This is a genomic window from Novosphingobium pokkalii (assembly GCF_014652855.1).
Lineage (GTDB): Bacteria > Pseudomonadota > Alphaproteobacteria > Sphingomonadales > Sphingomonadaceae > Novosphingobium > Novosphingobium pokkalii.
This window is the reverse complement of record NZ_BMZP01000003.1, coordinates 17884-37381: the sequence shown is the minus strand read 5'-3', so window position 1 is coordinate 37381 and position 19498 is coordinate 17884. Positions and strand designations below refer to the sequence as shown.

The 19498-nt window shown below is 64.8% G+C and carries 19 protein-coding genes; 11 read left to right on the top strand and 8 right to left on the bottom strand.

Annotated features, from left to right (window positions below):
• The first annotated feature begins 72 nt into the window (after positions 1-72).
• The gene (locus tag IE191_RS03790; RefSeq protein WP_191323040.1) at positions 73-1404 is read left to right on the top strand and encodes a M20/M25/M40 family metallo-hydrolase; all 1332 of its coding nucleotides are present in this window, start codon (positions 73-75) and stop codon (positions 1402-1404) included.
• 19 nt (positions 1405-1423) lie between these two features.
• Complete coding sequence (locus IE191_RS03785; protein ID WP_191323039.1) at positions 1424-2005, top strand: DUF805 domain-containing protein; 582 nt, start codon at positions 1424-1426, stop codon at positions 2003-2005.
• A 97-nt stretch (positions 2006-2102) separates the two neighbouring features.
• Here the strand turns inward: IE191_RS03785 and IE191_RS03780 are convergent, their stop codons facing one another.
• The gene (locus tag IE191_RS03780) at positions 2103-2870 is read right to left on the bottom strand and encodes a class I SAM-dependent methyltransferase (RefSeq protein ID WP_191323038.1); all 768 of its coding nucleotides are present in this window, start codon (positions 2868-2870) and stop codon (positions 2103-2105) included.
• An 80-nt stretch (positions 2871-2950) separates the two neighbouring features.
• Here IE191_RS03780 and IE191_RS03775 point away from each other — a divergent pair, with 80 nt between their 5' ends.
• Positions 2951-3712: a helix-turn-helix domain-containing protein gene (locus IE191_RS03775; protein WP_191323037.1), complete on the top strand. Its 762-nt coding sequence runs from the start codon at positions 2951-2953 to the stop codon at positions 3710-3712.
• 51 nt (positions 3713-3763) lie between these two features.
• On the top strand, positions 3764-6058 hold the full coding sequence (locus tag IE191_RS03770; RefSeq protein ID WP_191323036.1) for a ribonuclease R family protein: 2295 nt from the start codon (positions 3764-3766) through the stop codon (positions 6056-6058).
• 133 nt (positions 6059-6191) lie between these two features.
• On the opposite strand, the gene IE191_RS03765 is transcribed toward IE191_RS03770, so the two are convergent.
• Entirely contained in the window at positions 6192-6653 is a 462-nt protein-coding gene (locus IE191_RS03765; RefSeq protein WP_191323035.1) for a universal stress protein, read from the bottom strand.
• 252 nt (positions 6654-6905) lie between these two features.
• Between IE191_RS03765 and IE191_RS03760 the strand changes: the two genes are divergently transcribed.
• The 6 genes from IE191_RS03760 to IE191_RS03735 all read left to right on the top strand — a co-directional run bounded on the left by IE191_RS03760 (position 6906) and on the right by IE191_RS03735 (position 14759).
• Positions 6906-8207 carry a pyruvate dehydrogenase complex dihydrolipoamide acetyltransferase gene (locus IE191_RS03760; protein ID WP_191323034.1) on the top strand — a complete coding sequence of 434 codons (1302 nt, stop codon included), beginning with the start codon at positions 6906-6908 and terminating at the stop codon, positions 8205-8207.
• Positions 8204-8578 (top strand): acyl-CoA thioesterase, encoded by a 375-nt coding sequence (locus IE191_RS03755; RefSeq protein WP_191323033.1) that lies wholly within the window; start codon positions 8204-8206, stop codon positions 8576-8578. The genes IE191_RS03760 and IE191_RS03755 overlap by 4 nt, the downstream gene beginning before the upstream one ends.
• A gap of 12 nt (positions 8579-8590) precedes the next feature.
• Positions 8591-10003: a dihydrolipoyl dehydrogenase gene (gene lpdA, locus IE191_RS03750; protein WP_191323032.1), complete on the top strand. Its 1413-nt coding sequence runs from the start codon at positions 8591-8593 to the stop codon at positions 10001-10003.
• Positions 10004-10118: 115 nt separating this feature from the next.
• The gene (locus IE191_RS03745; protein ID WP_191323031.1) at positions 10119-11288 is read left to right on the top strand and encodes a BaiN/RdsA family NAD(P)/FAD-dependent oxidoreductase; all 1170 of its coding nucleotides are present in this window, start codon (positions 10119-10121) and stop codon (positions 11286-11288) included.
• A gap of 178 nt (positions 11289-11466) precedes the next feature.
• Positions 11467-12921 (top strand): M10 family metallopeptidase, encoded by a 1455-nt coding sequence (locus IE191_RS03740; RefSeq protein WP_191323030.1) that lies wholly within the window; start codon positions 11467-11469, stop codon positions 12919-12921.
• Between the two features lie 116 nt (positions 12922-13037).
• On the top strand, positions 13038-14759 hold the full coding sequence (locus tag IE191_RS03735; protein ID WP_191323029.1) for a M10 family metallopeptidase: 1722 nt from the start codon (positions 13038-13040) through the stop codon (positions 14757-14759).
• 20 nt (positions 14760-14779) lie between these two features.
• Here IE191_RS03735 and IE191_RS03730 read toward each other — a convergent pair whose 3' ends face one another.
• The 3 genes from IE191_RS03730 to IE191_RS03720 form a co-directional block, all read right to left on the bottom strand.
• Positions 14780-15052: a hypothetical protein gene (locus IE191_RS03730; protein ID WP_191323028.1), complete on the bottom strand. Its 273-nt coding sequence runs from the start codon at positions 15050-15052 to the stop codon at positions 14780-14782.
• Positions 15053-15210: 158 nt separating this feature from the next.
• Positions 15211-15849 carry a CoA transferase subunit B gene (locus tag IE191_RS03725; RefSeq protein ID WP_191323027.1) on the bottom strand — a complete coding sequence of 213 codons (639 nt, stop codon included), beginning with the start codon at positions 15847-15849 and terminating at the stop codon, positions 15211-15213.
• Entirely contained in the window at positions 15849-16559 is a 711-nt protein-coding gene (locus tag IE191_RS03720; RefSeq protein ID WP_191323026.1) for a CoA transferase subunit A, read from the bottom strand. Before IE191_RS03720 ends, IE191_RS03725 begins: the two co-directional genes overlap by 1 nt.
• 89 nt (positions 16560-16648) lie before the next feature.
• Between IE191_RS03720 and IE191_RS03715 the strand changes: the two genes are divergently transcribed.
• Positions 16649-17518 carry a LysR family transcriptional regulator gene (locus IE191_RS03715; protein ID WP_191323025.1) on the top strand — a complete coding sequence of 290 codons (870 nt, stop codon included), beginning with the start codon at positions 16649-16651 and terminating at the stop codon, positions 17516-17518.
• A 601-nt stretch (positions 17519-18119) separates the two neighbouring features.
• Here the strand turns inward: IE191_RS03715 and IE191_RS03710 are convergent.
• The 3 genes from IE191_RS03710 to IE191_RS03700 form a co-directional block, all read right to left on the bottom strand.
• The gene (locus IE191_RS03710; protein ID WP_191323024.1) at positions 18120-18716 is read right to left on the bottom strand and encodes a hypothetical protein; all 597 of its coding nucleotides are present in this window, start codon (positions 18714-18716) and stop codon (positions 18120-18122) included.
• Positions 18717-18853: 137 nt separating this feature from the next.
• Positions 18854-19264, bottom strand: coding sequence for a type II toxin-antitoxin system death-on-curing family toxin (locus IE191_RS03705; RefSeq protein ID WP_191323023.1), 411 nt, complete (start codon positions 19262-19264; stop codon positions 18854-18856).
• Position 19265: 1 nt separating this feature from the next.
• Positions 19266-19493, bottom strand: a complete 228-nt coding sequence (locus tag IE191_RS03700; RefSeq protein WP_191323022.1) for an AbrB/MazE/SpoVT family DNA-binding domain-containing protein — start codon at positions 19491-19493, stop codon at positions 19266-19268.
• Between the last annotated feature and the right edge of the window lie 5 nt (positions 19494-19498).

Below are 19498 nucleotides of genomic sequence, written 5' to 3'. Positions count from 1 at the left end.
TTGGGGGAGGGCCTGTTCCCACTTCCCCATTTCCCCCTTACGCCCCGCAAAATATCGTTTACCCTGCGCGACATGACCCGCGCTTTCCTTGCCCTCTCGCTCTTGGCCCTGGCCCTGCCGCTCCACGCCCAAGAGGTCTCCCCGCAGCGCCTCAAGGCCGACGTCGAAACCCTGGTCGGCTTCGGCACGCGGCACACCATGTCCTCGCCCACCGATCCCAAGCGCGGCATCGGCGCGGCGCGCGCCTGGGCCAAGGCGCAATTTGCGGCGAGCAGTGCCGCCTGTGGTCAGTGCCTGAGCATCGCCACGCCCGAAACCACGGTGACCGGCGAACGCCTGCCGAGCCCCACCAAGATCGTCGATGTCGTGGCGATCCAGCGCGGCAGTGAGCGCCCCAACGAAGTGGTGATCGTTGCGGGTCACATCGACAGCCGCGTGTCCGACGTGATGAACGCCACCGCCGATGCGCCGGGCGCCAACGATGATGGCTCGGGCACGGCCTTGGTGCTGGAGGCGGCGCGCGTGCTCTCGCGGCAGAAGTTTCCCACCACCATCGTCTATGCCGTGCTCAGCGGCGAAGAGCAGGGCCTCTATGGCGGCAAGCTGCTGGCCGACTATGCCAAGGCTCAGGGGTGGACGGTGAAGGCCATGTTCAACAACGATATTGTCGGCAATTCGCGCGGCTCCGATGGACTGGTGGACGACACGCACGTGCGCGTTTTTTCCGAAGGGCCGCGCGGCGATGGCGATGCCGCGCTCGCGCGGGCGCAGCGCGCCATCGGCGGGGAGAACGACAGCCCCTCGCGCAATCTCTCGCGCTGGCTGGCGGGCCTGACCAATCCGGCCCAGACTGGTCCGGGACAGACCGGCCTCGCCGTCCGCCAGGTCTGGCGCGCCGATCGCATGGGCCGTGGCGGCGATCACCTGCCGTTCGAGGCTTTGGGCTATCCCGCCGTGCGCTTCTCCGTTGCCGTGGAGAATTACGACCGCCAGCACCAGGATCTGCGCACCGAGCAGGGCCGCGCCTATGGCGACACCATCGACGCCATGGATTTCGCCTACCTTGCCAAAGTCACGCGGCTCAACGTGGCCGGCCTCGCCGCCCTGGCCCGCGCGCCGATGCCGCCGGTCGCCACGGTGAAGGCGGCCGTGCAGACCTTTACCGAGGTATCGTGGAAGCCGGTGCCCGGCGCTGCGCGCTATGCCGTGTGGCAGCGCCGCACCGATGCGCCGGGCTGGCCGGCCAAGCCCGTGCGGGTCACCACGCAAACCCAGGTCACGCTGCCCGGCGTGCGCGGAGACGACTGGTTCTTCGGCGTCAGCGCGATTGCCGCCGATGGCAGCGCCAGCCCCGTCGCCTCGGCCGTGCCCGGCGGCGGTTTTGGGCCACAGGCGCAGAATTGATCGGTTTCAGGAGAGCGTCATGCTTCATGCAATCAAGCACGGCTTGGGTCATCTGTTAACGCTGACCGGCCGCGACAGTCGCCAGGAATTCTGGCTCTATGCGCTGTTCCTTTTGATCCTGCGCTGGATCGTCGGCACGGTGGCCGCAGCGCCGCTGATGGCCAGCACGATGAGCACGGCGTTCGACGCGGCGCGCAACAGCAGCGATCCCCAAGCCACGGCGACGGCGGTGCAAGCCAATATCACCGCCGCCTTGCCGCAACTCATGGTACTGACCATAGTCGTCGGCTTGGTCACCATGGCGATGCTCGTTGCCAGCCTGGTGCGTCGCCTGCACGATACCGGCCTGTCCGGCTGGTTCGTGCTCTTGCCCGGCGTCCCCTATCTCGTCACCCTGGCAGCCGCGCCGCACGAAGTGGCGCGCACCATGGCCATGATGCAGCAAGGCCCGCATCAGGCGGGCGAAGTGCTCCACGCCACCAACTGGTCGCTCGCTGCCGTGGGTTGGCTGGCGCTGGCGTTGCTGGTGGCCCTCGCGGCCCGGCCATCCACGTCGGGGGCCAACCGCTATGGCCCTCCGCCGCAGGATAGCCGCGCCTAGATCATGATGACGTTTCAATGAAACGCCCTCATGATCGAGATATTTGTGGTCGTGCGATTTTTGACAAAAACCGGTTCCCACTTTTTGTCATCGCACTCTAAACCGCCACGGCCTCGATCAACAGCGTATCGATCGTGAAACTGCCATCGGCCTCGATCGCGAAGTGGTCCTGCACTTCGCGCGGGGCGCCTTGCTGCAAGACGCGGATCGCGGCGGCGAGATCGGCGGGCGTGTCCATCCGCGCGGTCCATTCGGCAAAGTCCATGCGCAGGCGGCCGGGCAGGATTGCGGCCACGGCAAATCCCGCCTGGCCCAGCGCGGCGGTCCATTCGGCGGCACTGTAATCGCGCACGTGGCTGGCATCGCGCAGCAGTTCCACCGCTTGCAGGTGCGTGTCGCACAGCGCGCTGGCCGGCGCCACGACATCGGCAAACAGCGCCAGGGCGCCGTTTCGGCACACCCGCCGCGCCTGGGCCAGCCCGCGCGCCAGGCTGTTCCAGTGGTGGGCGGAAAAACGGCTGCTCACCGCGTCGACGTGGGCCTGGGCAAAGGGCAGGGCTTCGGCCGGGCAGGCACAGGTCACCACATTGGCCAGGCCGCGCCGCGCGCTTTCCGCCTCCACGGCGGCCAGCATGCGGGGCGAAAGATCGGTGGCGATCACCTCGTCGCAATGAGGCGCAGCGGCATAGGCCACGTGGCCGCCGCCCGTGCCGATGTCGATCAGCCGCGCCGGGCGTCGTTCGGCCAGGGCCTGCGCCATGCGTGCCAGATCGGCGCCGCTGGCATGGGTGGCGCTGGCGACATAGGCGGCGGCGCGGCTGCCGAACTGGTGGTCGGCGTGGCTGTCATGATCGGGTCGGGTCATCATCGTTCCTTTCGCCGGTCGCTATCCCGCCGAATTTACCCTGTTACAAGATTGGCACTTATCCTGTTATAAGTGCTGCCATGACCGATACGAGACTGGAACTGGGCCGCTTCCTGCGCGCCATGCGCGAACGCAGCCCGGCCGAAGGCGGCGGTCGCCGCCGCACGCCGGGCTTGCGGCGAGAGGAACTGGCGATCCGTGCCGGTATCAGCACCACCTGGCTGGCCTGGCTGGAGCAGGGGCGCGAGGCCAACCCTTCGCCCCACGCGCTGGCGCGGCTGGCGCGCGCGCTCGCCCTGTCGGTGGCAGAGCGCGCCTATCTGTTCGAGCTGGCGGGCCGGCTCGATCCCGAGGCGCCGGTCGCCCTGGCGCTGGAAGAAGCGCCCGATTCGGTGCGCGTGCTGGTCGAATTCGCGCCCGGCCCGGCCTATGGTCTCGATCGCACCTGGCGGGCCACTTGCTGGAATGCGGCGGCCGAGCGCCTGTTTCCCGGTTGGCTGGACGATCTGGGCGAGCGCAACCTGCTGCGCTACATGTTCCTGCGGGCCGAAGCGCGCGCCATGCTGCCCGACTGGCACGAGCGCGCGCGCCGCTTGATCGCCGAATTCCGGGCCGATCATGCCGGGCGCCATGGCGATCCGGTCAGCGAGCGGATCGTGACGGATTTGCGCGGGCAAAGCACTGAATTTGCGAGCCTGTGGGACGAGCAGGTGGTGCAGGGCCGGGAAGGCGGCCTGCGCCGTTTCGATCATCCGTGGGACGGGCACCTGGCCTTCCGCCAGTTCACCTGGATTCCCGCCGATCGGCCCGATACCAAGGTCGTTGTCCTGCACCCGGCATAGGCGCGCGCTCCAAGGTTGCGCTTTGCGCGGCAAACGCCCACATGCGCTGGAATGGCCAAGACCAAATTTCCCCAGGGACTCCCCTCGCGCCAGCAGGTGCTCGATTTCATCGCCCAGAGCGCAGAGCCCGCTGGCAAGCGCGAGATTGCCAAGGCCTTTGGCCTCAAGGGCACGGAAAAGATCGCGCTCAAGGCGCTGCTGAAAGATATGGCCGAGGAAGGCCTGATCGACGGCAACCGCACCGCGTTCCATGCCATGGGTGGCGTGCCCAAGGTCACGGTGCTGCGCGTGGTCGAAATCGACGAGGGCCATGTGCTGGCCATTCCCGATTCCTGGCAACCCGATGATGCCAGCCCGCCGCCGCGCCTGCGCGTGATCGAGCCCAAGGGCAAGGCGCGCGATCGCCAGGCCGCGCTCAAGCCGGGTGACCGCGTGCTCGCCCGCACCGAGGAAGTGGGCGGTCCCGGCTCCGGCAAGTGGCTCGCCCACCCGATGAAGAAGCTGCCGCAGCAAAGCGAGCAGGTCATGGGCGTGGTCGAACTCGATGGCGCGGGCAAAGGCTGGCTCGCCCCGATCGACAAGCGCGAGCGCCACGCCGCGCCGATTTCCGATCTCGGCGGGGCAGAGGCCGGGCAACTCGTGCTGGCCGAGCCGGCGGGCCGCAGCCCGCGCTCGGGCATGCGCGTCACTGCCGTGCTGGGCGATCCGCTGGCGCCGCGCGCGTTCAGCCTGATCGCGATCCACAAGCACGGCATTCCCATGACTTTCGCGCCCGAAGCGCTGGACGAGGCGCAGGCCGCCGCCAGGCTGCCGCTGAGCCAGGATCACCGCGAAGACCTGCGCGCCCTGCCGATCGTGGCGATCGACCCCAGCGACGCGCGCGACCACGACGATGCCATCTGGGCCGAGCCGGATGGCGCAGGCGGCTTCCGCGCGCTCGTCGCCATCGCCGATGTCAGCTTTTACGTGCGCCCCGGCGGGCAGCTCGATCGCGATGCCCGCAAGCGCGGCAATTCGGTCTATTTCCCCGATCGCGTCGTGCCGATGCTGCCCGAAGTGCTGAGCGCCGATGTCTGCTCGCTCAAGTCCGGGGCTGATCGCGCCGCCATGGCCTGCCATCTGCATATTGCTGCCGATGGCCGCATCCAGGATTTCCGCTTCACCCGCGCGCTGGTGCGCATCCACGAAGTGATCGCCTATGAAGAGGCGCAGGCGCGCATCGACGAAGACCGCGCCGAGCCGCACCTGCAACACCTGTGGGCCGCGTGGCGCCTGCTGGAAAAGGCCCGCAAGGCGCGCGATCCGCTCGAACTCGAACTGCCCGAACGCCGCGTCATGCTCGACGAACAGGGCCGCATCGCCCAGATCGCGCTGCGCGAGCGGCTCGACGCGCATCGCGTGGTCGAAGACTTCATGATCGCCGCCAACGTCGCCGCGGCCAAGGCGCTGGAAGCCAAGACGGCCCCGGTCGTCTACCGCATCCACGAGCCGCCGAGCCGCGAGAAGCTGCTGGCGCTGAAAGACTATCTCGCCACGTTCGAACGCAAGCTGTCGCTGGGTCAGGTGATCACGCCGGGCCTGTTCAACCGCATGCTGAAAGACGTGACCGACGAAGCCGAGCGCGCGCTGGTGATGGAAGCCGTGCTGCGCAGCCAGACCCAGGCCTATTACGGTCCGCGCAATGCCGGCCACTTTGGCCTGGCGCTCGGTTCCTACGCGCACTTCACTTCGCCGATCCGCCGCTATGCCGACTTGCTGGTGCACCGCGCCCTGGTCGATGCCTATGGCCTGGAACAGCCGCGCCCGGCCGATCACGGCATTCCCGCTACGTCCGGCCTGTCCGACCGTGATCGCGGCGATCTGGCCCGCGTGTCCGACGCGATCAGCGCCGCAGAACGCCGCGCGATGGAGGCCGAGCGCGAGACGATCGATCGCTATGTCGCCGCCTGGCTGTCCACCCGCGTGGGCGAAGTGTTCGACACGCGCATCACCGGGGTGCAGAAATTCGGCCTGTTCGCCACGATCCTCGGGCTGGGCGGCGATGGCCTGGTGCCGGTTTCCACGCTGGGTGCCGAACGCTTCAACTATGACGAAAAGGCCCAGCGCCTGATCGGCGAGCTGAGCGGCGAGGAATTCGCCATGGGCATGATCCTCAAGCTGCGCCTGGCCGAAGCCAACCCACTGACCGGCGCGCTCAAGTTCGAGCCGGTGGACGTGGCCGAAGGCGTACAGCGCATCGAGCGGCGCGGCGGCAAGCTGGACGTGAAGCCCAAGGTTCGCGGCAAACACATGGTCGGCCAGCGCGGCCGCCCCGGCAACATCCGCCACCAGGGCAGGCGGAGATAAATTCCTCCCCGGAACGGGGAGGGGGACCAGCCACAGGCTGGTGGAGGGGTGTTTCTGCCTTTAACGGCGTGTCAGGCGGCCACTCCCCTCCACCCCGCTTCGCGCGGTCCCCCTCCCCGTGCCGGGGAGGAGCTCAACTCACCGCGTCGATCGTCTCGTCATCCACCCCGCCGGGCACGATCATCAGCACGCAGGGCAGGGTGCCCGCTTCGGCGGCAAAGTGAGTCACCAGCGGGCCGGAGCCATCTTCGGCCGCGCCGAGTACCAGGGCCGAAACCTCGGCATGTTCCTTGAGGTATTCGCGCACCACTTGCGGCCCGTTGCCCTGGCGCACGCTGATCAGCGGGGCCAGGCCGGATTCGCTGGCCAGGCTGCCGGCAGCGGCGGTGGCCAGCACTTCGGCGCGATCGTGCGCTTCCTGCTCGATCGTGGCCTGGACCCCGGCAAAGGCGACGAATTCCTGGCGCGGCACCAGCGCCAGGATATGCACTCCGCCACCGGTGCGCACCGCGCGCCGCGCGGCAAAGCGCAAGGCGCGTGTCGCTTCCTCGGTTTCATCCATGATCACCAGATAGATGCGCTGCTGGTCCGGCATGTCGCTGATCCGCCCCCGTTTGTTGGCGAGTCGTATCGTGAAAGCGCGGTTCTGGCAAATAGGTGAGGTGCGTGGGGCGGGGGCATGCGTAAAAATGATACCCTGCGGGTGTGCTATTGGCTTGACCGAAGGTGCAAGGCTGGTGAAATGAGGTGGTGAAACGAAAATTCGATTTAACCCGAATTTTTGCCAAATAACCAGTTTTGCAAACCGAATTGACACTTTTGTCAGCAAGGACACGGAACCAAGCCCATGCCCATCGCGATCAAGATGCCCGCCCTGTCCCCGACGATGGAAGAGGGCACGCTGGCCCGCTGGCTCGTCAAGGTTGGTGACAAGGTTTCCTCGGGCGACATCATGGCCGAGATCGAGACCGACAAGGCCACCATGGAATTCGAGGCGGTCGATGAAGGCACGATCGTGTCGATCGACGTGGCCGAAGGCAGCGAAGGCGTGAAGGTCGGCACGGTGATCGCCACGATCGCCGGTGAAGACGAAGACGCGAGCGCCCCGGCCCCGGCCGCACCTGCTGCCGCTCCAGCCAAGGCCGCCGAAGCCGCGCCGGCGCCCGCCGCCAGCGCGCCGGCTCCCGCGCCGGTTGCTGCTGCCGCTCCCGCCGCCAAGGGCGATCGCGTGATCGCTACCCCGCTGGCCAAGCGCATTGCCGCCGAAAAGGGCATCGATCTGGCCACGGTCAAGGGTTCCGGCCCCAACGGCCGCGTAACCAAGGCCGACGTGCTGGGCGCCAAGCCCGGCGCCGCTGCGCCTGCTGCTGCTGCTGCTGCCGCCCCGACCGCCGCTGCACCGGCTGCCGCTCCGGCCCCTGTCGCTGCCCCGGTGCCGGCCGCCGTGCCCGATTTCGGCATTCCTTACGAAGGCCAGAAGCTCAACAACGTGCGCAAGACCATTGCGCGCCGCCTGACCGAAGCCAAGCAGACCATCCCGCACATCTACCTCACCGTGGACGTGCGCCTCGATGCGCTGCTCAAGCTGCGCAGCCAGCTCAACGCCGCGCTCGAAGCGCAGGGCGTCAAGCTCTCGGTCAACGACCTGCTGATCAAGGCGCTGGCCAAGGCGCTGGTGCAGGTGCCCAAGTGCAACGTCAGCTTTGCCGGCGATGAACTGCGCAGTTTCACCCGCGTGGACGTGTCGGTCGCCGTGGCCGCGCCGTCGGGCCTGATCACGCCGATCATCAAGGATGCTGGCAACAAGTCGATCTCGGCCATCGCCACGGAAATGAAGCAGCTCGCCGGCAAGGCCCGCGAAGGCAAGCTTCAGCCGCACGAATTCCAGGGCGGCACGGCCTCGCTCTCGAACCTCGGCATGTTCGGCATCAAGCAGTTCGAGGCCGTGATCAACCCGCCGCAGGGCATGATCCTGGCGGTTGGCGCGGGCGAGCAGCGCCCCTATATCGTCGATGGCGCGCTGGGCGTGGCCACCGTGATGAGCGCCACGGGCAGCTTTGACCACCGCGCGATCGACGGGGCCGACGGCGCCGAGCTGATGCAGGCGTTCAAGCAGATCGTGGAAAACCCGCTGGCGCTGGTGGCATGAGCGTCACCAGTCGCGAACCGGCCATTCGCGTCACGGCCATGCCGGCCGATTGCAACGCCTATGGCGATATCTTCGGTGGCTGGCTGATGTGCCTGATGGACAATGCCGCCGGCCTGATCGCCGCCCGCCGCTGTCGCGGCCGGGCGGTGACCATCGCGCTCGACGGCATGCAGTTCCTCCAGCCGGTGAAAGTGGGCGACGAAGTTTCGGTCTATGGCGAAATCGAAAAGACCGGGCGCACGTCGATGACCATCGCCATCGAGGCCTGGCGGCGCGAGCGGCACCGCGAGCAATCCTCGATGGTCACCCAGGCCAAGTTCACGTTTGTTGCCGTTGACGGCACCGGCCGGCCCCGCCCGGTTGACGAATAAGGAGAATTCCAAGTGGCTGATCAATATGACGTGATCGTCCTCGGTTCGGGCCCCGGCGGCTATGTGGCGGCGATCCGCGCCTCGCAGCTCGGGCTCAAGACCGCAATTGTCGAGCGCGAGCTGCTCGGCGGCATCTGCCTCAACTGGGGCTGCATTCCCACCAAGGCGCTGCTGCGCTCGGCCGAAGTCTTCAACCACATGAAGCACGCGGCCAGCTATGGCCTGGCAGCCGACAACATCCGCGCCGATCTGGAAGCGGTGGTCAAGCGTTCGCGCGGCGTGGCCAAGCAGCTCAACCAGGGTGTCACGCACCTGATGAAGAAGAACAAGATCACCGTGCACATGGGCACGGGCGTCTTGAAGACCGCCACCAGCGTGGAAGTGACCGGCGAAAAGGGCACCGAAACCATTTCGGCCAAGCACGTGATCGTCGCCACCGGCGCGCGTGCGCGCGATCTGCCGTTTGCCAAGGCCGACGGCAACCGCGTGTGGACCTATCGCCACGCGATGACGCCCAAGGAACTGCCGTCCAAGCTGCTGGTCATCGGCTCGGGCGCGATCGGCATCGAATTCGCCAGCTTCTACAACGACATGGGCGCTGAAGTCACCGTTGTGGAAATGATGGACCGCGTCGTGCCGGTGGAAGACGCCGATGTTTCGGCCTTCCTCGAAAAGGCACTGACCAAGCAGGGCATGAAGATCATGACCGGCGCCGGCGTCGAAAGCCTTGCGGTTTCCGCCAATGGCGTGAAGGCCAGGATCAAGGCCAAGGACGGCAAGGTGATCGACGGCGATTACAGCCATGTGATCGTCGCCGTGGGCATCGTGCCCAACACCGAGAATATCGGCCTGGAAGCGCTGGGCGTGAAGGCCGAACGCGGCATCATTGCCATCGATGGCTATGGCCGCACCAACGTCAAGGGCCTGTGGGCCATCGGCGACGTGACGCCCGGCCCCTGGCTGGCGCACAAGGCCAGCCACGAAGGCGTGATCGCGGCCGAAGCGATTGCCGCCGAACTCGGCAACAAGGATGTGCATCCGCACCCCATGGACCGCGCCAACATCCCGGGCTGCACCTATTGCCACCCGCAGATCGCCAGCGTCGGCCTAACCGAGGCCAAGGCCAAGGAAGCCGGCTACACCGTGAAGGCGGGCACCTTCCCGTTCATCGGCAACGGCAAGGCCATCGCCCTGGGCGAGCCGGAAGGCTTTGTGAAGACGGTGTTCGATGCCAAGACCGGCGAACTGCTTGGCGCGCACATGATCGGCGCAGAAGTCACGGAAATGATCCAGGGCTTCGTCGTGGGCAAGACGCTGGAAACCACCGAAGCGGAACTGATGCACACGGTGTTCCCGCACCCGACCATCAGCGAATCGATGCACGAATCCGTGCTCGCCGCCTACGGTCGCGCCCTGCACATCTGATCGCCAGACACCCCCCTCCCGCATGCGGGAGGGGTTGGGGGAGGGCCTGTTCCCAACAGAACCCCGCCCACCCCACCCTTGCCAAACCTTCACCAATCCCCCACGGCCTGCGCCCATGACGCATGACGTGATCATCCTCGGCGCCGGGGCCGCCGGCCTGTTTTGCGCGGCGACTGCGGCCGCGCGCGGGCGGCGCGTGGTGGTGCTCGATCACGCCGAAAAGCCCGGCAAGAAGATCCTCATTTCCGGCGGCGGACGCTGCAATTTCACCAACCTGCACACCGCGCCCGATCGCTATCTGTCCGAAAATCCGCATTTCGCGCGCTCGGCGCTCAGCCGCTATACCCCGGCCGATTTCCTCGCCCTGGTCGAGGCGCACGGCATCGCCTGGCATGAAAAGACGCTGGGCCAGCTTTTCTGCGATGGCTCCGCGCGCCAGATCGTCGACATGCTGCTGGACGAATGCGCCAGGGGTGGCGCCCAGGTCCGCTGCAACAGCCCGATCGGTGCAGTGCGTCACGCCGATGGCCTGTTTCATGTCGCGGCGGGGGAGGGCAGCTTTGCCGCGCCCTCGCTGGTCATCGCCACCGGTGGCCCGGCCATTCCCAAGATCGGCGCCACCGGCTTTGCCTATGATCTGGCGCGCCAATTCGGCCTGAAAGTGGTGCAGCCGCGCCCGGCGCTGGTGCCGCTCACGCTACCGCCCGAAGCCGCGCTGTTCCGCGAGTTGTCCGGCATTGCCGCCCCGGTGGAGGCCGCGTGTGGCAAGGCCCGCTTTGCGGAAGCCGCGCTGTTCACCCATCGTGGCCTGTCCGGCCCGGCGATCCTCCAGGTTTCGTCCTATTGGCAGCGCGGGGAAGCGGTGCGCATCGATTTCGTGCCTGGCCGGCGCGGCGATTGGCTGCTCGAAGCCAAGCGCCAGCGCCCGCGGGCCGGGTTGCGCAGCGTTCTGGCCGAAGCTCTGCCGGAACGCCTGGCAACGGCGCTGGTCGAGCAGATCGGCCTCCCCGGTGAAATGGGCAACCTGCCCGACAAGGCTCTGCGCGCCGCGCAGGACCGGCTGCGCGCCTGGGAGTTCCAGCCCAATGGCAGCGAAGGCTATGCCAAGGCGGAAGTAACCGCCGGCGGCATCAGCACGGCAGAGCTTTCGCAACGCACGATGGAAGCGCGCAAGGTGCCTGGCCTCTATGCCATTGGCGAGGCGGTGGACGTAACTGGCTGGTTGGGCGGCTACAATTTCCAGTGGGCCTGGGCCAGTGCCCATGCCGCCGGGCTCGCCGCCTGATACGCGCAAATCCCTATATTCACGGCCCCACACCGGCAAAAATCTGCCGGATAACGGCAGTATAACGCCGCCTGGGTGCAAGTACCTGCCCTTAAAAATACCTGGTATTCAGGGTCTATGTGGCCTTTTTGCCTTGAAAAGCCCGCATGCCGGGCCTCGAGCGACCAGGATATGCGCCATGCCCAGCTATGCCGATGCTTCCATCGTCAGTTCTTATAGCCTGACCGGCAACAAGTTCTTCGACTCGCTGCTTTATTCCAAGGCTGCCTTTCGATCCAAGTGGTCGACGGTTGTCGATGGCAAGACGGCAATCACCTACAGTTTCCCCTGGCTCGATGGCGTGTCCAGCAAGTTTGCCTCGGGCTATGGCACCGAGCCGACCGCCGCCACCCACGGCGCCATGCCCAGCGCCCAGATCGACAATATCAAGGCGGCATTCCAGGCCTGGGCCAATGTGGCGAACATCACCTTCACCCAGGTGAGCGAAACCGAGAGCGGCACGGTGGGCGATATTCGCGTGGCGCAATCCTCCAGCGTGACCGGCCAATACTGGGGCTATTGCAAGATCGTCTCCAGTGGCGCGGCCAACAGCCACGGCGATATCTGGATCTCGCCCAGCTACGGCAACGGCTCCTTTGCCGTGGGCACCTACAACTACATGGCCATGATGCACGAGATCGGCCACGCGCTCGGCCTCGATCACCCGTTCGAGGGCAACAAGATCCCCTCGGGCTATGATGCGCGCAACTACACGATCATGTCCTACACCGATCCCAAGAACGTGTGGTTCTACAACAGCAGCACCGGCCAGGTGGAGTACCTGATCAAGTCGCCGATGGTCTATGACATCGCCGCGATCCAGTCGATCTATGGCGCCAACACCAGCTACAATGCCGGCGACACGACTTATACCTATTCCGCTACGGCGCCGTTCTTCGCCGCGATCTGGGACGGCGGCGGCAACGACACGATCGATATCAGCGGTTTCTCCAAGGGCTGCCGGATCGATCTGCACGCCGGCACTTATTCCACCCTGGTGTTCGACAACCTCAGCACCATCACCAACAACCTGGGCATCGCCTTCAACTGCACGATCGAGAATGTCACCGGCGGCAGCGGCGCCGACAAGCTGACTGGCAACGACGTGGCCAATGTCCTCATCGGCCGCGACGGCGATGATACGCTGGTCGGCAATGGCGGCGCCGATACGCTCAACGGCGGCGCGGGGAAGGACGTGCTCCAGGGCGGCAACGACAACGACACCCTGATCGGCGGCGCCGGGCAGGATACCTTGACCGGCGGGGCAGGGGCCGATGCTTTCGTTTTTACCGCCATTTCCGATTTTGGTGGGCTGACCCTGACCACATGCGACGCGATCACCGATTTCAGCAAGGCCCAGAAAGACGTGATCAAGCTGAACCAGATCGACGCGATCAGCAGCACGGCCGATGTGGACGATCCCTTCACCTTCATCGGCACGGCCAATTTCCACAAGGTTGCCGGCGAATTGCGCTATGCTATCAGCGGCTCCACCACCACGATCCAGGGCGACGTGAACGGCGATGGCGTTGCCGATTTCTGGCTCAAGGTGGCGGGCAAGGTTGCCTTCGCCGCCACCGATTTCGTGCTGTGACGCCATGCTGAATCCGGGTGGAGGCGGGCACACGCCTCCACTTTGAACCTGTCGTCCGTCCCGTAACGCGGCTTGTGCGGCTATCCCGGTGGGCCACAGTCAACGGGGCATCGCGCGTGGCAAGCTATACCCAGGCATCTGCCGTCAAGACCTACAACCTGACCACCGACGCCCGCTTCAATGCCCTGCTTCAGGCCGATCCCAGCTATCGCCTGGCTTGGTCAACCGTGTCGGGCGGCAAGACGCAGGTCACTTACAGCTTCATCTGGGGCGGCGGCGTCGCCTCGCAGTTCGCAACTGGCTATGGCACTGAAATGACCGCCGCCACGGTGGGCGCGCTGCCATCCAGCGAATATGCCAATGTCGCCCTGGCGTTTCAGCAATGGGCCAACGTGGCCAACATCACGTTCAAGCAGGCGACCGAAACCGCCGCCGGCGGGGTGGGAGACATCCGCCTTGGCCTGTCCTCGCGTGTCGGCGATTCCTGGGGCTATACCAAGGTCAATGCCGGCGGCACGGCCAACAGCTATGGCGATATCTGGATCAACCCGCTCTACGGCAATGATTCCTATGCGGTGAACACCTACAATTTCACGGCCCTGATGCACGAGATCGGCCACGCCCTGGGCCTGGCGCATCCTTCCGAAGGGAACATCATCCCCACCGGGTACGATTATCGCAACTACACGATCATGTCCTACAACGATCCCTACGGGGTCTATGCCTACAATCCCGCCAAGGAAGACTTCGACTACATCATCCAGACGCCGATGGTCTATGATATCGCTGCGATCCAGGCGATATACGGCGCGAACATGAGCTATCACGCCGGGGACAACAAATACGTCTACAGCCCCGATGCGCCGTTCTATGCCGCGATCTGGGATGCGGGCGGCACCGACCTGATCGACCTGCGCACGTTCAAGCTCGATTGCTGGGTCGATCTCCACCCCGGTGCCTATTCCACCCTGGGCTTCACCAATGTCAGCGTCTCCAACAACCTCGGCATCGCCTACAACGTGACGATCGAGAACTGCTATGGCGGCGCGGGCAACGATAGCATCGTCGGCAACGATGCCAACAACGCGCTCTATGGCAACGCCGGCAACGATCGCATTTATGGCTATGGCGGCAACGACAAGCTTTCGGGCGGCAAGGGGGACGACATCCTTTCCGGGGGCGAGGGCAACGACACGTTCCTCGCTGGCAGCGACTATGGCAACGATCGCTACGTTGGCGGGCCGGGGCTTGACTTGGTGACTTATGCTGGCGCCACGGCCGGCGTTAACGTCAACCTCACCACAGGGGTGGGCGATGCGACGGCGGCGGGCCTGGGCAAGGACACCATCTCGGGCGTCGAGCGTGTCACCGGTTCGGCCCATGCCGATACCCTCTTGGGCGATGCCAATGACAACATCCTGTCCGGCAATGGCGGCAACGACACCATCAACGGCATGGCCGGCAACGATACCTTGCGCGGCGGCTCCGGACAGGACCGGCTCACCGGCGGCAGCGGTGCCGATCGCTTCGTGTTTGAACGGGTGATCGAATTTGCCGGCACCACCGCCACCACGTGCGACGTGATCACCGATTTCCGCCACAGCGAGGGCGATCAGATCGTGCTCTCCCCTATCGATGCCAATAGTCTCACCACCGCCGACGACCCGTTCGTGTTCATCGGCACGGCCGCGTTTCACAAGGTGGCCGGGGAACTGCGCTATGCCATCACCGGCGGCAACACCCTGGTCCAGGGCGATGTCGATGGCGATGGCGTGGCCGATTTCGCCCTGCTGCTCCAGGGCAGTGTCACGCTTGTGAAGGGCGACTTCATTCTCTAGATCCGCCCCCAGATCCGGCCCTAGATTCGCCGAAGCGCGTCTTCCATCACGTGGGCTTCATGCTGGCTGGCGACCACCAGTGGCTGCGTGTCCTGCTCGGCCCGGCGTTCGCTTTCGGGCACCAGTTCACGCGCGTCGCCGCTCCACTGCGCGGCAATGGCCCGCACTTCCGGCACGATTACCAGCTTGGCCACCACCAGCGATCCGGCCCACAGCGGAATCGACAGCACGAGCGACGTGATGACGCACTTTACGGCCTTGGTGGGGTGCAGGACGTTGATGTTCCAGGTCATGGTCAATTCCCGATTACGCTTTCCCATCGGTCCCGCAGCAGGGGCTAATGGTTGGGGCCTGACATCGGGATGAATGGCCAAATTTTCATGCTGGCCGAAATCATGGTCGCGACGCTGCGCCGCCAGTGGCCGTGGAGCCATGGCGGCGCAAGCAACGATCAAGCGGACAGGTAATGCGCAGTGGTCTTGGCGGCCACTTCCTCGGCAGTGACGCCGGGGGCCAGCTCCACCAAGTGGAACGGGCTGTCGTGATCCGGGCGCTGGAACACCGCCAGGTCGGTGATCACCATGTCCACCACGTTCTTGCCGGTCAGCGGCAGGGTGCATTCCGGGATGAACTTGGAACTGCCGTCCTTTGCGCAATGCTCCATCACCACGATGATGCGCTTCACGCCGGCCACCAGGTCCATGGCGCCGCCCATGCCCTTGATCATCTTGCCCGGCACCATCCAGTTGGCGATGTTGCCGTGCTCGGACACTTCCATCGCGCCCAGCACGGTCAGGTCGATATGCCCGCCGCGGATCATGGCAAAGCTTTGCGCGCTGTCGAAATAGGCGGTCTGCGCCAGTTCGCTGATGGTCTGCTTGCCGGCATTGATCAGGTCGGCATCCACTTCGTCGTCATAGGGAAAGGGGCCGATGCCCAGCATCCCGTTTTCCGATTGCAGCGTCACTTCCATGCCGGCGGGAATGTGGTTGGCCACCAGCGTGGGAATGCCGATGCCCAGGTTCACATAGAAGCCGTCTTGCAGTTCACGCGCCGCGCGCGCGGCCATTTCATCACGAGTCCAGGGCATCAGGCGTTCTCCCGCGCACGGGTGGTGCGGAATTCGATTCTTTTGTCATAGGGCGCGCCCAGCACCAGCCGCTGGACATAGACTCCGGGCAGGTGGATGCCATCGGGATCGAGGCTGCCGGTCGGCACGATCTCTTCCACTTCCACCACGCAGACCTTGCCGCAGGTGGCCGCCGGCACGTTGAAATTGCGGGCCGTCTTGCGGAACACCACGTTGCCGCTCTCGTCCGCCTTCCACGCCTTGACCAGCGACAGGTCGGCAAAGATTCCGCGCTCCAGGATATAGTCCTGCCCGTCGAAATTCTTCACTTCCTTGCCCTGCGCCACCAGCGTGCCCACGCCGGTCTTGGTGTAGAAGCCGGGAATGCCCGCACCGCCCGCGCGCATGCGTTCGGCCAGCGTGCCCTGGGGGCAGAATTCCACTTCCAGCTCGCCCGACAGGTACTGCCGCTCGAATTCCTTGTTCTCGCCCACGTAGGACGAGATCATCTTCTTCACCTGGCGCGTGCGCAGCAGCTTGCCGATGCCTTCGTTGTCGATGCCGGCATTGTTGCTGGCAAAGGTCAGCCCGGTGACGCCGGATTCGCGCACCGCGTCGATCAGGCGTTCGGGAATGCCGCAAAGGCCAAAGCCCCCACAGGCAATCAGCAGGCCATCGCGCAACAGGCCGTCCAGCGCGGCCTGGGCAGAGGGATAGATCTTGTTGGCCATTGGCACCTCTCCATCAGATGCCGAACCTTAGGCACAATGACCCATCGAAACCAGCGATACATTCTTATCTTTTATGATAAGAAATGGCCATGAAACGCCTGGCCATCTACCATATCGAAACCCTGCTGTGGATTGCCCGCCTCGGCACGTTCCGCGCTGCGGCCGAGCGGCTCAACACCACGCAGCCCGCCATTTCCGCCCGCGTCAAGGAAATCGAGGAGCAGTTGGGCGTGGACTTGTTCCGCCGCGAAGGGCGCAACATGGTGCTCACCGCGCGCGGCCGGGCGCTGGTTGCCGATTTCGAGCCGCTCTGGGCCGGCTTCGAGCGCGCGCTGTTCAAGGCGAGCGACTTTGCCGGCGCCACCGGGATCGTCCGCCTCGGCACCGGAGAGATCGCTGCCGCCACCTGCCTGCCGGCCTTCGTCGCCGCCGTGGAGCAGGACCTGCCCGGCGTCACTCTGGAAATCGAGGTGGACCTCACCGCCCGCATGCTCCAGCAATTGCTCGCCGGCACCAGCGACATGGTGTTCCTCGCCGGCCCGGTCGCCAGCCCCGGCGTGCGCACCACGTCGCTCGGCAGCGTCGGCCTGGTCTGGGCCGCCAGCCAGGCAACGGCGCAGGCGGGTGGCTTCAAGCATCCGCTTCCCGTCTGGTCGATCCCCGAACACTCGCCGATCCACGGCATTACCCGCGAATCCCTCGCCAGCCACGGCATCACGCCCCCGGTGATCCGCACCTGCAACAACGTCCGCGCGCTGGTCGAAATCATCCGCCACGGCACCGGCGCCGCCCTGCTCCCCGAAACCATGATCCGCGCCGAACTGGCCAGCGGCGCGCTGGTCTCCGTGCTTCCCGCCCCCAAACGCCAGATTCGCTTCGAAGCCGCCATCCGCAGCGCGGAGCGAGACCCGCTGATCCTGGAACTCTTCCGCCGCGTCAGCGGGCTACGGATCGATTAGCCCCGCAACATGCCCTCCCCCAGCCCCTCCTGCGAGCGGGAGGGGAGCATGTCAGTCCCCCTCCCGCTCGCGGGAGGGGTTAGGGGAGGGCATGTGCGCAACGCGCGAGGGAAGGTCCAAGACAGCAAAGGCCAATGGTTCAGGTGGCGCTGATGAGGGGGGGCGCAATTAAGTATGCTGTCCCCGGAATTCCCTGTCCCCGGAATTCCCGCCCCGAACTGGCCAGCGGCGCGCTGGTCTCGGTCCTCCCGGCCCCCAAACGCCAGATCCGCTTCGAAGCCGCCATCCGCAGCGCCGAACGCGACCCCCTGATCCTGGAACTCTTCCGTCGCGTCAGCGGGTTGCGGATCGACTAGCCCCGCAACATTCCCTCCCCCAGCCCCTCCCGCGAGCGGGAGGGGAGTGAAAAGAACAACGCAAAATCCCCCTCCCGCTCGCGGGAGGGGTTAGGGGAGGGCATGTGCGCAACGCACGAGGGAAGGTCCGGCGGCGGCAAATAAAGGACGGCTGACCTTGCGCCTACGGGGCGTGGCAATTAAGTATAATGCCCCCGGAAATCCAAGTATACTGTCCCGTAAATCCCCTACTGGGGGTTGTCATCTCAGTTATTCTCGACGTGGACCATTGATTTATCCAGCGTAAGGGTGAACGCTCCTTTATCTGCTGCATTAACGTCCTCGCCCACAATTTCAAGGATCAACGCGTCTGGAATGTCATGACTATTTGCCTGAGCGTCGATAACTTTATACCGTTTACTATGTGATAACATGATGCAGCGTGGGCCATCTTCATTGCTGGGATCGAAATATGAATTCATTTTTGTCTCATGGCCGCTCAAGCCAAGTAGCATTGTCTGCTTGAGATCCTCTTCGTTCAAACAAGCAATTCCCCCTTTGGGAAAGGTGACAATGCTCTCCGTTTTCAGCCATGGCTCGATTTCGTCATCCTTTGCTTGTGAAGCCACCACTTTAGGGTTCGCTTTCTGAGGGACGTTTGGATCATTCGGCTCAACCTTTGCGGTGAGATAATTTGCGAGACCCATGGAAATTATCGCCAAGAGTATACCTCCAGCGGCAATTTCGGATCTCTTTGGGATTTTTCCGGTTTTTTTGTCTCTGATCCATTTAGGGTTGATAAGGCCAATTGAAGTAAATGCTACGAAAGAGAGTGCCAGAAATTTGAAAATGATTTCCCACATTTTTTCCTCCAGGCATTATTTTTAGTTCTTGATAATTCTGGGGCAATATATCAAATGCCGATGACAGGTGAATTCGCATGGAATTTAGGTGACAGAAGCGAAAAATCCCACGTCCGTGAACTGCGTCGCGCTTTCGATCATAATCCCGCCCCACTGTCAGCCAACAACCGCTCCCGAAACCAATCCGCCAAATCCGCTTCATCCAGCGTCCCCGCCGCCAAGGCCAGCATGGCCCGAACGGCGTCTTCCGGCGCGAACACGATCCGCACGTCATTCAGCGCCAGAAACAGGCGCGCCAGCACCCAGGCGGTGCGTTTGTTGCCGTCGGTAAAAGGGTGGTTGCGCGCCAGGCCATAAGCATAGGCTGCGGCCAACTGGCACAAGTCGGTTTCGCCATAGCTCCACTGGTGGCGCGCGCGGGCGAGGGCGGATTCCAGTCCTGCTGCATCGCGCAGGCCCATCGGGCCGCCATGCTCGGCCAGTTGGCGGTCATGGATCGCCAGGGCGAGTTCGGTTTCGATCCACACCGGCTCGGCGTTCTGGGCCATGTTACTTGGCCAGCACGCGCAGGATGTCCCTGTCCTCGCGCATGATCTGTTCGGCCAGCGCCATCTTGGCCTCGAACGTCGGATCGGACGCGGTGATGCGGATGCCGTCCGGGGTTTCGGACACGTAGAGCGTGTCGCCCACCCCGGCGCGCAGCTTGGCCAGCAGTTCCTTGGGCAGGACAACACCGGCAGAATTGCCGATCCTGGTGATTTTCAGACTGGCGTTCATACAGG

Coding starts and splice junctions, on each gene's coding strand:
- IE191_RS03790 (WP_191323040.1), top strand. CDS start 73: ATGACCCGCGCTTTCCTTGCCCTCTCGCTCTTGGCCCTGGCCCTGCCG.
- IE191_RS03785 (WP_191323039.1), top strand. CDS start 1,424: ATGCTTCATGCAATCAAGCACGGCTTGGGTCATCTGTTAACGCTGACC.
- IE191_RS03780 (WP_191323038.1), bottom strand. CDS start 2,870: ATGACCCGACCCGATCATGACAGCCACGCCGACCACCAGTTCGGCAGC.
- IE191_RS03775 (WP_191323037.1), top strand. CDS start 2,951: ATGACCGATACGAGACTGGAACTGGGCCGCTTCCTGCGCGCCATGCGC.
- IE191_RS03770 (WP_191323036.1), top strand. CDS start 3,764: ATGGCCAAGACCAAATTTCCCCAGGGACTCCCCTCGCGCCAGCAGGTG.
- IE191_RS03765 (WP_191323035.1), bottom strand. CDS start 6,653: ATGCCGGACCAGCAGCGCATCTATCTGGTGATCATGGATGAAACCGAG.
- IE191_RS03760 (WP_191323034.1), top strand. CDS start 6,906: ATGCCCATCGCGATCAAGATGCCCGCCCTGTCCCCGACGATGGAAGAG.
- IE191_RS03755 (WP_191323033.1), top strand. CDS start 8,204: ATGAGCGTCACCAGTCGCGAACCGGCCATTCGCGTCACGGCCATGCCG.
- IE191_RS03745 (WP_191323031.1), top strand. CDS start 10,119: ATGACGCATGACGTGATCATCCTCGGCGCCGGGGCCGCCGGCCTGTTT.
- IE191_RS03740 (WP_191323030.1), top strand. CDS start 11,467: ATGCCCAGCTATGCCGATGCTTCCATCGTCAGTTCTTATAGCCTGACC.
- IE191_RS03730 (WP_191323028.1), bottom strand. CDS start 15,052: ATGACCTGGAACATCAACGTCCTGCACCCCACCAAGGCCGTAAAGTGC.
- IE191_RS03725 (WP_191323027.1), bottom strand. CDS start 15,849: ATGCCCTGGACTCGTGATGAAATGGCCGCGCGCGCGGCGCGTGAACTG.
- IE191_RS03720 (WP_191323026.1), bottom strand. CDS start 16,559: ATGGCCAACAAGATCTATCCCTCTGCCCAGGCCGCGCTGGACGGCCTG.
- IE191_RS03715 (WP_191323025.1), top strand. CDS start 16,649: ATGAAACGCCTGGCCATCTACCATATCGAAACCCTGCTGTGGATTGCC.
- IE191_RS03710 (WP_191323024.1), bottom strand. CDS start 18,716: ATGTGGGAAATCATTTTCAAATTTCTGGCACTCTCTTTCGTAGCATTT.
- IE191_RS03705 (WP_191323023.1), bottom strand. CDS start 19,264: ATGGCCCAGAACGCCGAGCCGGTGTGGATCGAAACCGAACTCGCCCTG.
- IE191_RS03700 (WP_191323022.1), bottom strand. CDS start 19,493: ATGAACGCCAGTCTGAAAATCACCAGGATCGGCAATTCTGCCGGTGTT.